Origin of the sequence: Archangium gephyra (assembly GCF_049060025.1) — a bacterium.
Lineage (GTDB): Bacteria > Myxococcota > Myxococcia > Myxococcales > Myxococcaceae > Archangium > Archangium gephyra_A.
The window spans coordinates 4,089,241-4,102,237 of the sequence record NZ_JBMEQQ010000002.1 but is presented as its reverse complement, the minus strand read 5'-3'; the positions used below and the strand labels follow the sequence as shown (position 1 = coordinate 4,102,237).

Below are 12,997 nucleotides of genomic sequence, written 5' to 3'. Positions count from 1 at the left end.
ACGCATGGCCGATGACATCGTTTCTGTGACGCGGAGCGGATTTCGTGAACAGGCCCGGGAACTGGCCGAGCTGGCGGTCTCGGAGGAGACGGTGGCGGAGCTGCTGCGCCGCGGGCTGGACTGGCTCACCCGGGTGGTGCGCTTCGACCTGGCCACGCTCTTCTTGTTGCGAGAAGGAAAGCTGGTGGCGGTGGCGGCGCGGGGGCCCCTGGCCTCGGACAAGGTGCGGCGCCACGAGCTGAAGCTGACGGACTTCCCCACGCTGCGCCAGGCGCTGGAGACACGCCGGGCCCGCGCCTTCACCCACGAGGACCACGCGCACGGGGACGGAGATCCGTTCGACGGGGTGTTGGACCTGCCGCCCGGGCACTCGTGCATGGTGGTGCCGCTGTGCGCGGGGGAGAGCTGCTACGGCCTGCTGACGCTGGACAGGACGGAGTGCGAGACGTACCCGCGGGAGTTGGTGGAGCTGGTGGAGGTGTACGGGCAGATGCTCGCCACCACGCTGCAGGAGACGCAGCAGAAGAGCACCTTCGAGCGGCTGCACCGGCGGGAGCACGAGCACGCGCGGCTGTTGGAGGCGCAGCTCGGCGGGGACGAGGTGGGGGTGCTGGAGACGTCGCGGGCCCCGGCGGTGCGCGAGCTGGCGCGGCGGGCGCGGCAGGTGGCGGAGACGGAGACGCCGGTGCTGCTGCTGGGGGAGACGGGCACGGGCAAGGAGCGGCTGGCGCGGGCGGTACACCGGTGGAGCTCGCGCGCCGAGGCGCCCTTCGTGACGCTCAACTGCGCGGCCATTCCCGCGGGCCTGCTGGAGAGCGAGCTGTTCGGCCACGTGAAGGGGGCCTTCACCGGCGCCACGCGGGACAGGGCGGGGCGCTTCCAGATGGCGCACGGGGGCACGCTCTTCCTGGATGAGGTGGGCGAGCTGCCCGTGGAGCTGCAGGCCAAGCTGCTGCGCGCCTTGCAGGAGAAGACCTTCGAGCCGGTGGGAAGCGACCGGACGGTGCGCGCGGACGTGCGGATTCTCGCGGCCACACACGTGGATCTGCAGCAGGCCATCGCCCAGCGCCGCTTCCGGGAGGACCTCTACTACCGGCTGAGCGTCTTCCCGCTGCGGCTGCCTCCGCTGCGCGAGCGGCTGGAGGATCTGCCCCAGTTGTGCACCTTCCTTCTGGACGAGCAGGCCCGGCGCACCGGGCGGCGGGGGATGACGGTGACGGGAGAGGGGATTGTCCGCCTCGCGGCGTACGACTGGCCGGGCAACATCCGCGAGCTGGCCAACGCGCTGGAGCGCGCCACCATCCTGTCGCGCAAGCCGGAGCTGGGCGCCGAGGCGTTCGATCTGCCCCTGCGCCTGCCGGGGGCGAAGGCCGCCGTGGAGGCGCCGCCGCTGGTGGAGGGCGCGGTGCCCACGCTGGAGGAGGTGCAGCGCCAGCACATCCTGCGGGTGCTGACGCTGACGCAGGGCCGCATCTACGGGCCGGGGGGCGCGGCGGCGTTGTTGGGTCTCAAACCCTCCACCCTGCAGAGCCGGATGAAGAAGCTGGGCATCACCCGGATGGAGCAGTACGTGGCAATGCCACACCCTTCCGTGGAGGAATCATGAGCGACCCGCAGCAGCCGCCCCAGGGGGCACCCGCCGGCGCACCGAAGCCCGCTCCCTCGCGCAAGCCCCTGGTGGCCGGCATGGCCGCCCTCGCCGTGGTGGGCCTGGGCCTCCTCTGGCTCGTGCTGCGCGGCAAGCCCGAGGTGCCCGCTCCCGCCGCCCCGCCTCCCACGCCCGTGGCCGCGGCCCCCACGCCCGGCGCGGAGCCGGCGGCCCCGGGCGCGCCCGCCGTGCCCCTGCCTCCGCTCGGCCAGAGTGATGCCCGCGTGCGCGAGCTCGTGGGCCCCCTGTCCTCCATTCCCGAGCTGGCGAAGTGGCTCGCCTCCGCCGAGGACCTCGTGCGGCGTTTCACCACGGCCGCGGGCAACGTCTCCGAGGGGGAGAGCCCGCGCGCCGCGCTCTCCTTCATGGCGCCTCAGGGCACCTTTCAGGTCGTCGAGCGCGAGGGCCGCACCTTCATCGCCCCCGAGAGCTTCGCCCGCTACGACACGGTGTCGCGCGTCTTCACCTCGCTCGACACGCAGGCCAGCGTGCGCGCGTACCAGACGCTCAAGCCGCTCATCGACGGCGCCTACAAGGAGATCAGCCGCCCCGGCCAGCGCTTCGACCAGACGCTCTCCAACGCCATCCAGCGGCTGCTGGACACGCCGGTGCCCGAGGCCGAGCTCGAGGTGGTGGACACGCCGGGGGTGAACTACGCCTACGCCGCGCCGGAGCTGGAGCAGCTCAGCGCCGCGCAGAAGCACCTGCTGCGCATGGGGCCGGCCAACGCCCGCGCCATTCAAGCCAAGCTGCGCGAGTTGCAGGGCGCGCTCGCGCTGCCCCGCGCCAGCCGCTGACGCCGGCTCACCGGCCCTGGGGCGGCGCCGCCATGTAGAAGTGGAAGCGCGTCACGGGCCGGTAGCCCATGCGGCGGTACACGGGCAGGCCCGCCGGGGTGGCGTGCAGCACTGTGCGTTGGATGCCCCACGCCCGCTCCGCCTCGCCGAGCGCGTGGCGCATGACGGCCTCGGCGCAGCCAAGCTGACGGTGCGGGGGCAGGGTGGCCACCATCGAGACATAGGCCACGCCGTCCACCCGGATGACGGCCGCGCTGGTGGCGGCCTCTTCGTGGCGGTAGCCGACGAAGCCCGTGCCGTCCCCCGAGAAGAGGCCCGGCACGTCGAAGGCCTCGCGGCCCGTGGCGAGCGGCACGTCGTAGCAGCGCGAGTTGACGTCGGCGAGGTCGCGGCGCCCCTGGGCGTCCGTCGTCTGGCGCACCTCCAGCACCGGCTGGGGCCGCATGGCGGGGGCGAGGCGCTCGGCCACCATGCCGGTGGCCACCATCGACAGCTTCAACCCGTGAGGGGCGAACAACTCCCCGGCCCGTTCCCGCAGCCGGGGGGGCACCTGGTCCTCACACAGGGCGAGCATCCATCCCCGTCCCTTGGGTGCCAGGTGGCGGGCGGCGGTGGCGGCCGCCCGCTCCAGGGCCTCCTCCGTCTCCACCCGGGTGGGGAGGAAGGCCGCGTTCATCATCGACCACGAGACGTTGCTCGACGCGATGCTCACTTCGGGCAGGTCGAGCACTTCTCCGGCAACGCTGTTCCTGGCGAAGAAGCGCCAGGAACCGTGCAACTGGGTGTTGGATTCGTGGATCTCGTCGTGGGACATGCCGGGCTCAGCGAGAGCCCGCATTATTGGAGCCGCGCTCCCCGAAGGCCAGCGTGGTCATCTTTCCCGAGGCGTAGAGGAACTGGTAGGCCGAGGCGCTGCCCAGCACGCGCTTGACGTAGTGGCGCGTCTCCTCCACGGGAATCTGCTCCACCCACTCGTCCAGCTCGGCGTCGGGGAAGCGCGACAGCCAGCGGTCCACCGCGCCCGGGCCGGCGTTGTAGCTGGCCACCGCGTAGGCCGGGTTGCCCGCGAAGCGCCGCTGCAGGCTGCCCAGATACGCCGAGCCCAGGCGGATGTTCTCCCGGGGCTCGAGCAGCGCGGCGGGCGTGGTCAACGGCACGTTGAGCTGGCGCGCCACCGCGAAGGCCGTGGCCGGCATGAGCTGGGCCAGGCCCAGCGCTCCCGTGGCCGAGCGCGCCTTGGGGTTGAAGGCGCTCTCCTCGCGGATGAGGGCCTGCATCAGGTCCGGATTCACCCGCGCCGCCCGGCTGTGCTGCACCACCAGGTTGCGGAAGGCATGCGGATAGGCGGCCGAGTAGATGAGGCGCGTCTCGGCCTCGGTGGGCGCGGCCAGGCCCTCACGGCGCAGCGACCAGGCGATGGAGCGCGCATGGCCCTTGTAGCCGGTGGCGTGGAGGATGTGGAAGAGCAGCCGGATGGACTCCTCGGTGCGGCCCTTGCGGTCCACCGCCAGCAGCTCCGAGGCCGCCTCGCGGTGCTCCAGCTTCAGCAGCTCGATGCCGGTGACGAAGTGCGGATCCGCCGCGAGGTTGCCCGCGTCCAGGGGCCAGACGGACATGGCGTCGCTGGGGCTGCGCAGCCGCTCGTTGACGGCGCGGGCCCGCTCCGGCGCCTCGGCCGCCAGGCGCGAGCGCGCCATCAGCCCGTACCACGTGGCCGCACCCTCGGCCGCCACCCGCTCCATCAGCGCGTGCGCCTCCTCGGCGCGGCCCAGCGTCAGCAGCGTGCGCGAGCGCCAGTAGCGGGCGCGCTGCACCGACTCGTGCGTGGAGCCCTTGCCCCTGAGCTCTTCAATCCGCGAGAGGGCCTCGAGCGCCTCGTTCTGCTGGCCCTCGGCGCGGTACACCCAGAAGCGCTGGAAGAGGGCCTCGGCCGCGAAGTTGCCATCCGGGTGGTGGGAGATGAGCTGATCCAACGCGGCCATGGCCGCCGCCTTGTTGCCGCGGTCCAGCGCCTTGTGCGCCGCGTAGAAGAGCGCGTCATCCGCGTACGGGTGCTTCGGGTAGTCCCGCGCGAGCGTCAGGTAGGTGGAGATGGAGCTGTCCGGCTCCACCACCGACTCCGAGTAGCCCAGCACGTAGAGGGCGCGCGGGCGCAGCGCCTCGTCCTGGCACTGCTCGACGACGGGCCGCAGCGCGCGGATGGCCAGCGAGTGCTTGCGCTCCTTGCGCATGGCCGTGCCGTAGGCGAAGTGCGCGCGGCAGGCGAGCGGATCCGGCAGCTCCATCTTCGGGAGCATCCGCTCCAGCATGTCCAGCGCCTCGTGGTTGTGGTGCAGGGAGAGCAGCGTCTCCGCGCGCGCCACCTTCCACTTGGGCACGTAGGGCAAGTCGCGCAGGCCCTTCACGGCCGCGTGCACCTGCCTGGAGAAGGGGTGGAGCGCCCAGACGGCGAGGTGCGCCCGGTGCTCGCCGTTGTAGTCGGCCTGGTAGCGCGCCAGCCGGGCGATGGTCAGCCACGCCTCGGCCTGCCGGGGGTTGTTCGGCTTGGGCGAGTCCGTCTGGACGATGGGCGTGAGCGCCGCCACGGCCCCGGCGTAGTCCCGCTTCTTCTTCTCGAGGATGGCCGCCATGCCGAAGCGCGCATCCTCGAAGCGCCGCGCGCCGGGGGACACGGCGCCGTAGTGGTGGACGGCCTCCGTCCACTTGCGCAGCCGCTCATAGGCCTTCGCGGCCTCGAAGTGACAGTAGTCGCGCAGGGGCGGGTGGCTCTCCGCCAGGGCCGCGAGTTCCTCGGCGCCCGTGGCCCACTGGCCCATGCGCAGCGCGCTCATCGCCCGGAGGTAGCGCACCGGCGGCGTCGCCTCCTGGTCCTCCAGGAGCTGGCGCGCGGTGCGGTAGCGGCCCCCATCATACGCGTCCTTCGCCTTCGACAGCACGCCCTCGGCGAAGTAGGACTTGAGATCGGCGAGCTCGAACTTGCGCACCCACCGGCGCTCACCGGGCGCCACGGGCTCGGTGGGCCCGATGGTGAACTCGGGCTCGGCCTCCTCGTTCTCGCTGTCCAGCGAGGAGGGCAGTTGATGCTTGGAGGAAGCGCTCTCGGCGAGATTGGAGATGTCTCCCGCCGGAGGCTGCTGCTGTTGTGTCTGCTGCTGGGCCTCGGCCCGGGCGGCGGGCGCCACCCAGAGGGCCGCCACGAGCGGCCAGCTCAACAGCCGGTTCGTGTACCGCAGGAGGCCTCGGAGCGCCGCGTTTTCCAGTCCCACACCCATTCCCCTTGTTCGAGGCACGCACCGCGCGTGAGGACCAGGAAATAGGAATGGTGCAATGGGACCGGGAGTGTGGGAGCACGGCGCCTTGCTCGCCTGCGTTGTCTCGTGCACGGCACACATGCACGCCAGGGAGCAGGCGGGCGAGCTACCCGACACCGCGTCCGTGCGGCTCGCCCGCTCTCAAAATCCGGGAGGGGTGCTTCTCACCACGCGTGAGGGATTACGGCCGGCGCAGTGTCACCTCGGAGGCGTTGGCGCTCTCGGGCCAGCGGGTGAGCCGCGGCGTGCGCCCCGGCGCGTCGCACAGCTCCAGCCGCCGGCCCCCCGGGTGGAGGAAGTAGAGGGAGCGCGGTGCGCGGAAGGACTCGGGCATGGCCGCGTCCTCTCCGGGCTTCAGCAGGCGGCCCACGCGCCACGTGCGCACGACCGGCTTCTCGCGCAAGTGGTGGTGCACGGACACCACCACCTGGTCCACACCTTCCATCGTCCACTCCAGCACGAGCTGCGTCCCCGCGAGCCGCTTCTCGTCGAGCAGCGGGAAGGAGCGGCCCCCCGCGTACGCCACGGCGTCCACCTTCGCGCCGCGCAGGTCCCCGAGGAAGCCGAGCTCCAGCCGGCGGCCGTCGCGGGGCACCCGGAAGGAGTAGGCCATGCGGCCCGGGCGCACCGAGTCCGCGCCGGTGTACGCGGAGGCGTCCTGCTCGAAGAGGAGGGCGGGCTCGCCGGAGCGGAACCAGTCCACGTCCGCCGGGGCGGCGAGGGCCGGGGCCTCCTCGGGCAACACCACGCGCTTCCACCCCGCCGTCTGGTCCGAGGGGACGAAGCAGGGGCCCTCGGGCGTGCCCGCGGCGAGCATCATCACGAGTGCGGCGAGGGGGTGCATGTCACGCGCTCCGGGGCGTGCGGGGGGAGGACAGCCACGCGCCGCCGAGCATGAGCGCGCCCGCGCCGGCGAAGCAGGCGACGCGCAACGTGCCGCTCAGGTGCGTGGTGTCGTAGGCGAGCGCCTTGCCCAGGGCCACGGCGATGAAGGCGAAGCCCACGTCGCGGATGACGCTCTCGCCACGCAGACGGCCGTACACCACGAGGCCCACGCCCGCGGCGAGCCAGCCGAGGGTGAGCACCAGCCGGCGGCCGAGGTCATCGGCGGCGAAGCCCAGGGTGAAGAAGTGGAAGTAGAAGGCCCACGAGGCGGCGATCACCGCCGCCGCCAGCCCGTACCAGAGGAGGAAGGCCTGCACCTTGTCCTCGCGTGCCTCGGTGCGGCGCCAGGTGCGCGCCACGGTGACGGCCGAGGCGAGGACGGTGAGGCCCAGGCCCGTGAGCAGCAGTCCGGACTTCGTCGCCGCGTACCAGAGGCCGCCCATGAGGCCGGTGAGGAGCAGGGCGATGGGGCCCACGAGCGGGCGATGGCGGGGCACCTCGGCGAGGGCCACCGAGGAGGCCAGCACCGCGGCCACCGCGAGCAGCAGCTCGTGCGGCACTTGCAAGTCCCGCCAGAGGAAGACGCCTGCCAGCGCCATCATCCCCGCGCCCGCCACGGCCAGCACCCGCACATCCCACTTCGTCGACATCGTTGCGTTCATCGATTCGGACCCTCCGGGCGAGGGTCCACTGCACCGCGCGAGCCAACCGTGGCGCTGTGCGTCATTCAGAGGGAAGGGCGGGGCGCGGTGTGTAACGGCTGTGCAACGGCGCGCACAGGCCCGGGCGGCGGTGTGCAGCGCGCCGTCAGTCGAGGAAGCGGCGCTGCCAGCGGCGCATGTCCTCCTCGCTGAAGCCGTCCTCTTTAGGCCGGTTCATGTACAACCAGGGCTCCAGCACGCGCGCCAACTCGCGCCAGGCGGGCAGCGTATGGCCCTGCTCCGTGTCGCCCGCCTCCGGCCATTTCCCCAGTGTCACCAACACCCGCTCTCCGTCGAGCTCCTGCACGGTGGTGCCGGGTGAGTGCAGGCGCGCGCGTAGACCGGCGGCGCCCCCCAGTTCCCTCAGCACAGGGGGGGCCAGGAAGTTCAGCCAGTGCACCCCGTCCACCCGCGTGCCGATGGTTCTGGTGATGAAGCGTGCTTCCGGAATGTCCATTCCGGGGTAGCGGAAGGACAAGTCACGGATGGGGCGGGTAACGCCAAGGAGGGTGTCCGGGAAGTGGAAACAGAGCCCCGCGTGGCCGGAGTTGAAGGGCAGCTCCGCCGCCAGTTCCAGCGCCAGTTCCCGCACGCGCCCCGGCCCTTGCTCCTCCAGGTATTCCGTAGGGAGGAAGAAGGACACCTGGCTCGCGGGATCCTTCTCGTAGAGTTCGAGCATGAGTCCGTCGTAGTTGAACTCGTAGCCCAGGGTTTCGCTGTCTGACTGGCACAACCAGGGGTAGGCGGCGGGCTCCTCGAGCATGTGCTGCCGGATGTAGGCCCAGCCCTTGTCATCGAGCTCATACCAGTCCTCGTCGTAGGGATGGGCGTAGCTGGTGAGGGCTTGGGGGCCCACCGCACGGCGGTACACGTCCAGGGCGTTCAGCACCTGTTGCACCACCTCCTGGTGGGAGCGCTTCATGTAGAAGGTGATGCTCACGCTTTCCCGGATGCAGAGGAATCTTTGTTCCTTATCGCCCTTGTCGATCCGTACACGCGGGTAGTGCTCGCTCATCGCTGGCTCTGCCAATTGTCAGGATTTGGGTTCGCGCATTCCTCACTTGTAGTCGACTACAAGTGAAGTTTGTTTCATCCTACATATTTGCCTTGCTTCACTTGTAGTCGACTACAAGTGGCGCACTGCCTGCCGGTATACGAGTCACGGGTTCCCCCAGGCAAGAAGCGAAGGACCGTCCCGTCTTGTGGACGGGGCGTGGAGAACGTGGACTCTTTCCGCCCATCTCCTCTTCGTAACTCTTTGAAACACTTCGTGTCTGTCTTTGGCCCGCGGCCTGCTCTGTCTCCGTGTGCCGCTGATTCACAGTGGCGATGCACACCACCCTGAGGGGGGACGTACCATGAACAAGACGATGACCGCGGTGGGCGTCGACATGACGCTCGACCAGATTCGCGACACCATCAACGCGCTGGCCCGGCAGGGCAGCACCGCCAACCACCAGATCGGCGTGCTCTACAACCACGTCGTGGACAGGCGGCTGGCGGAGATCGCCGGGTACAAGAGCACGCAGGACTACTTCATCGCCCACGTGAAGGCGCTCGCGCAGTCCACCCTGTCCCTCTACGGCACCGTGGCGCGCAACTTCACGGAGTCCGTCTGCACGCAGCACGGCATGGGCAACCTGCGGGAAGCTCCTCCGCTACGCGGACGTGGCCAACATCTCCATCCCGGAGGACCCGGGGCCCATGAGCATCCAGGTGCCGCAGGAGGACGGCAAGGTGGTGACGAAGCCCTTCTCCGAGTGCAGCGTGGATGAGCTGGAGCGGGCCACCCGGGCCAAGCGGGCGCCGCCCGTCTCGCGCGTCCCCATCGCGGACCAGGCGCGCCTGCTGTTCCTCGAGGACAGCATCGTCACCCGGTTCTCGGGGGTGGCCCAGGTCCGCTTCTCCTCGCGCAACAAGGGGGGCAAGACGCTCGTCAGCCTGCAGGACGTGCCCATGACGGAGCTGGTGCGGCTCACGGAGGCCATCCAGGACGGCATCAGCGCCGAGCCCACCCTCGCGGACACGGAGACGCTCGCGTCCGCCTGACATGAGCCAGGCGGGAGGGGAGGGGCTCCGGCCAGTCCGGGCCGGTGGGCCCTCCCCCCTGCCCTCATCGCCGCCGACGGCGGCGCTTCCCGAGGGGAGGTAGCACACATGACTGTCATGACGAGGGAAGAAGCCCTCGCGGAGTTGAAGAAGGTGGCCACCCAGCTCAACACGCTCTTCTCGACCGGGTGCTCGGTCCAGGACCAGCTCGGCCTCGCGTACCACTCCGCGCTGAGCAGGAATCTGGCGGAGCGCGCGGGCTACAAGAACGCGTGGGAGTACCTGAGCCGGAACGTGAAGGGACTCACCCGGGCGACACTGAACACGTACACCGATGCGGCCACCTACTGGGGGAGCGCCGTCACCCGGAAGTACGGCGTGGAGCGGCTCAAGCTCCTGTCCAGGTACCTGCGGGCGAACCCTCCCGGGATTGGCCAATGGCCGGACCCGGATCCGGGTTTCCTGTCCATCCGGGTGCCGCAGCCGGAGGGCACGGTGGTGGTGAAGACCTTCGCGGACTGCAGCCTGGAGGAGATGCGGCGGGCGGTTTCCCCGCCCAGGCCCAAGCCTGTCTGGGAGCACGTCCGCATCCGGGAGCGGCTGCGCTGGCTGTTCCTGAGGCAGCTCATTCCTCAGCGTTTCGCCACCACCGAGGTGCGCGTCCGGGCCGAGGGCGACAAGGCGTTCGTCACCTTCCAGGAGGTACCCGTCGCGGAACTGGAGAAGCTCATCGCGGTGCTCCAGGAGTGCCTCGCGTTGGAGCGCTCGTCGTTGCAGGCCAGGCCCTGACAGGGAGGGGCGCCGATCCGCGAGGGTGGGCGCCCCTCCTTGCGTTTGTGTGCACGTGTCCTCGCGGCGCCACTCCCTTTGCGGTAGACGCAGCCCATGGACGAGAAGCTGCAACACCTCCTGGGGGAAGCGGCTCGAGCCGCGAGGCTGCGGCTGGGCCTCACACAGGCGGAGGTCGCCGGGAAGGTTGACTTGGATCCAGCGGTCTACGGCCGGGTGGAGCGGGGCCATATGATGCCCAGTGTGCCCTCGCTGCGGCGCATTTGCGTGGCCCTGGGTATCTCCGCGGATGCGCTCCTGTCCTTGGGACGGCAGGAGTCCGAGGAGCCTCCGGAGCTGAGTCGGATCATCCACATCCTGCACGGCTGGCCTCCGGAACGGCTGGCGCTCCTGCGCAAACTGTTGGAGACGGCAGACTCCCACCTCACGACGTGAGCTTCCCGGAGACGGGCTGCTCCTCGCCCACGGGGGGCTGCCGCCTGCCGGTGAGCTTCACCAGTGCCGTCACCATGGCACTGAGCACGGCGAGCTGCTCCTCGTCCAACAGGCGCAGGGTGCGCAGCAGGCGGCGCAGCGCGGGCGGGTCCTCGGCGGTGGGTGTCGCTGTCCTCAGCCAGGCTGCCGTCTCGCGGGTGCCAAGTCCCAGGACGGCGTTGGCGTCCACCCGCAGCACCATGCAGAGCTTCCGCAGTTTGGGCGGGCTTGGCATCAGGTGTCCGCGCTCCATCCGCCCGTACACCTCGGTAACGACGCCCACCCGCTCGGCCACGTCCGCCTGGGTCATCTGGAGAGCCCGCCGGGCCTCACGGAAGACTTCTCCCGCATGATGGGCCAGCCTTCTCTTCTGGGGAGAGGGCGTGTCTGGCGTCATGGTCATGGCCGGTGCCGGGGCTTCCTCCCGCCTCCCTCGCCTTGCGCCTCCTCCTCGGGGGTGGGCAGGACTCCCTTCTCGGTGGGGAAGGCGCGCGTGTCCTGAGCGGGCTTCTGATTGAAGACCAGGGGAGCCAGCTCCGCCGCCGCTTCCTGGGCCCCGAAGGGCTTGCCCAGGCGCAGGTACGTCCGCAGGTCCTCGCGCAGCTCGGCGCCGCTCTGATAGCGCTCCTCCAGGCGCGCGCGCAGTGCCTTGTGGACGATGCGCTTGAGCTGACCCGGCACTCCCTGGGCCGCCCGCTCCACGTCCTCCGGACCGAAGCGGAGGATCCGGTCGGCCAGCTCTCCCACGCTGGCCCAGGTGGTGCGCTCGGCCTTCACGGTGGAGTTGTAGCGGACCACCTCCGGGGACTCGCCGGGCGGCAGGTTCACGTCCTGCGGGTCCAATGGGTACTGGCCTGCCAGCATTTCCAGCAGCACCATGCCCAGGGAGTAGAGGTCCGCCCTTCCATCCGGCGGTTGGAAGCGCAGCACCTCCGGCGCCGCGTAGGCCACGTCCGCCCGGAGCACCCGGGGCGCGGTGCGGACCCGTCCCGTCATCTCGGACCAGGCCACGCCAAAGTCCGTCAGCTTCACCTGTCCCTGGAGGCCCAGCCGGAGGGTCATGGGACTGACGGCCCGGTGGACGACGTGGAGCGGCTGGCCGCGCTCGCCCTTCCTGTTCCAGGCATGGTGGAGGGCGTCAGCCGCCTCGGCGGCGATGTAGCAGGCGAAGGCGGGTGACAGCCGGCGGCCCTCCAGCAGCACGGCGGCCATGGCCGTGTCGAGCAGGCAACCCGCCATGTACTCCGTCACCACGTAGGGCCGGCCCTCATGCTCCTCCAGTCCGAACACCCGGGCGATGTTGGGGTGGTCAAGGTGCGCGGCGAGCTGGACCTCCTCCACGGCCCGCTGGCGCCGCTCCGGCCGGGGCGGCATCACCACGCGCCGGAGGATGACGACACTCGCGGGCTCGCCGCCTCGCAGCGGCTCGCGTCTGGCGAGCACCGTGGGGCTGTAGTCCTGATGCTCGAGGAGGGTGCGCAGGTACTCGTAGCGGTACTCCGCCCCCTGGAACAGAAGGGGGCTGGGCCCCTGGGGGCGGATGGGGAACTCGGAACTGATTGGCGTGTCCATGGCGCGCTCCGGGCAGGGTCCTCACGGCGGCCCTTGCTCATCCAAAAGGTCCGTTGCTCTGGTTTGGAGGACCACTCAGGTATCATGCCCGGCCGTGGAAGGGAAGAGTGGGCCCACTGCCCGAGTCGGGGTTGTCACCCGACCCGTCAGGACAGAACGGTGACGTGGGCCAGGAGAACAGGGCCGTGGGGCGCGCCCCGCGCCGCGCGCACGCCAGACGAAGAATCGGCCAGATGACCTGAAGCCGCGTCCCCGTGGGTTGCCGGTGCTCAAGTCCCCTGGTGCCATGCGCTCGCCTGAGATTCCCCATCGCCTCGGGTGGCTGAACGACTGGTCAGACGCCGCTGCACAGGCCATCGGCTTCCCGGACCCGGCCCGCGACGCGGAGCTGCTGTCGCGCTCACGGCGTACCGCGACGGGCGGGTGGGTGGTCAGACTCACCGAGGCGCCGCTCGACCTGGAGAACCCCGCGCACCTGGACGCGCTTGAACGGGCCTATGAGCGCTTCCCGGAGATCGGCGGGCGTTCCATCTCTTGAGGCTCGCCATCCAGTGGAGGCGGCGGGAATCGAACCCGCGCTGGGCGGTGCGAAAACTCTAGCAGATTCGCGCCCTTACCTCGTAACCGTCCGGAATGCTTGGGAGTCGATATTCCGCCGCGTCCCACCCTGTCCCGCCCCGTTCCAGGTCATTCCGCATGTTCATGCGACATACGCGCGACATGGCGAGGGTGTGCTGCCCACCGTTGGGCTGTTCAGAACTGAGTGGCTTG

General features: G+C 70.5%; 14 protein-coding genes. 7 read left to right on the top strand and 7 right to left on the bottom strand.

Translation table 11 applies throughout. The features are described from left to right. Window positions 1-4: 4 nt before the first annotated feature. Window positions 5-1,606, top strand: coding sequence for a sigma 54-interacting transcriptional regulator (locus ACN28I_RS17835; RefSeq protein WP_420943193.1), 1,602 nt, complete (start codon window positions 5-7; stop codon window positions 1,604-1,606). Further along, complete coding sequence (locus ACN28I_RS17830) at window positions 1,603-2,445, top strand: DUF3014 domain-containing protein (RefSeq protein ID WP_420943192.1); 843 nt, start codon at window positions 1,603-1,605, stop codon at window positions 2,443-2,445. The genes ACN28I_RS17835 and ACN28I_RS17830 overlap by 4 nt, the downstream gene beginning before the upstream one ends. A gap of 7 nt (window positions 2,446-2,452) precedes the next feature. Here the strand turns inward: ACN28I_RS17830 and ACN28I_RS17825 are convergent, their stop codons facing one another. The 5 genes from ACN28I_RS17825 to ACN28I_RS17805 all read right to left on the bottom strand — a co-directional run bounded on the left by ACN28I_RS17825 (window position 2,453) and on the right by ACN28I_RS17805 (window position 8,282). Continuing rightward, a complete protein-coding gene (locus ACN28I_RS17825) occupies window positions 2,453-3,259 on the bottom strand; it encodes a GNAT family N-acetyltransferase (protein WP_420943191.1) in 807 nt (268 codons plus the stop codon). Between the two features lie 7 nt (window positions 3,260-3,266). Continuing rightward, window positions 3,267-5,711 (bottom strand): transglycosylase SLT domain-containing protein, encoded by a 2,445-nt coding sequence (locus ACN28I_RS17820; protein ID WP_420943190.1) that lies wholly within the window; start codon window positions 5,709-5,711, stop codon window positions 3,267-3,269. A gap of 226 nt (window positions 5,712-5,937) precedes the next feature. Continuing rightward, window positions 5,938-6,600 carry a hypothetical protein gene (locus ACN28I_RS17815; RefSeq protein WP_420943189.1) on the bottom strand — a complete coding sequence of 221 codons (663 nt, stop codon included), beginning with the start codon at window positions 6,598-6,600 and terminating at the stop codon, window positions 5,938-5,940. Window position 6,601: 1 nt separating this feature from the next. Beyond that, complete coding sequence (locus ACN28I_RS17810) at window positions 6,602-7,303, bottom strand: DUF2339 domain-containing protein (RefSeq protein ID WP_420943188.1); 702 nt, start codon at window positions 7,301-7,303, stop codon at window positions 6,602-6,604. Window positions 7,304-7,448: 145 nt separating this feature from the next. After that, a complete protein-coding gene (locus ACN28I_RS17805) occupies window positions 7,449-8,282 on the bottom strand; it encodes a type VI immunity family protein (protein ID WP_420943187.1) in 834 nt (277 codons plus the stop codon). Window positions 8,283-8,700: 418 nt separating this feature from the next. On the opposite strand from ACN28I_RS17805, the gene ACN28I_RS17800 reads away from it, so the two are divergent. The 4 genes from ACN28I_RS17800 to ACN28I_RS17785 all read left to right on the top strand — a co-directional run bounded on the left by ACN28I_RS17800 (window position 8,701) and on the right by ACN28I_RS17785 (window position 10,615). After that, on the top strand, window positions 8,701-9,117 hold the full coding sequence (locus ACN28I_RS17800; protein ID WP_420943186.1) for a hypothetical protein: 417 nt from the start codon (window positions 8,701-8,703) through the stop codon (window positions 9,115-9,117). Continuing rightward, window positions 9,047-9,391, top strand: a complete 345-nt coding sequence (locus ACN28I_RS17795) for a hypothetical protein (protein WP_420943185.1) — start codon at window positions 9,047-9,049, stop codon at window positions 9,389-9,391. The genes ACN28I_RS17800 and ACN28I_RS17795 overlap by 71 nt, the downstream gene beginning before the upstream one ends. A gap of 108 nt (window positions 9,392-9,499) precedes the next feature. Next, a complete protein-coding gene (locus tag ACN28I_RS17790; RefSeq protein ID WP_420943184.1) occupies window positions 9,500-10,180 on the top strand; it encodes a hypothetical protein in 681 nt (226 codons plus the stop codon). Window positions 10,181-10,276: 96 nt separating this feature from the next. Next, on the top strand, window positions 10,277-10,615 hold the full coding sequence (locus tag ACN28I_RS17785; protein ID WP_420943183.1) for a helix-turn-helix domain-containing protein: 339 nt from the start codon (window positions 10,277-10,279) through the stop codon (window positions 10,613-10,615). Here ACN28I_RS17785 and ACN28I_RS17780 read toward each other — a convergent pair. Both ACN28I_RS17780 and ACN28I_RS17775 read right to left on the bottom strand, forming a co-directional pair. Then, the gene (locus tag ACN28I_RS17780; protein ID WP_420943182.1) at window positions 10,605-11,057 is read right to left on the bottom strand and encodes a helix-turn-helix domain-containing protein; all 453 of its coding nucleotides are present in this window, start codon (window positions 11,055-11,057) and stop codon (window positions 10,605-10,607) included. The genes ACN28I_RS17785 and ACN28I_RS17780 overlap by 11 nt on opposite strands. Further along, window positions 11,054-12,226: a serine/threonine-protein kinase gene (locus tag ACN28I_RS17775; RefSeq protein WP_420943181.1), complete on the bottom strand. Its 1,173-nt coding sequence runs from the start codon at window positions 12,224-12,226 to the stop codon at window positions 11,054-11,056. Before ACN28I_RS17775 ends, ACN28I_RS17780 begins: the two co-directional genes overlap by 4 nt. 238 nt (window positions 12,227-12,464) lie before the next feature. Here ACN28I_RS17775 and ACN28I_RS17770 point away from each other — a divergent pair, with 238 nt between their 5' ends. Beyond that, a complete protein-coding gene (locus ACN28I_RS17770) occupies window positions 12,465-12,764 on the top strand; it encodes a DUF5953 family protein (protein ID WP_420948659.1) in 300 nt (99 codons plus the stop codon). The last annotated feature ends 233 nt before the right edge of the window (window positions 12,765-12,997 follow it).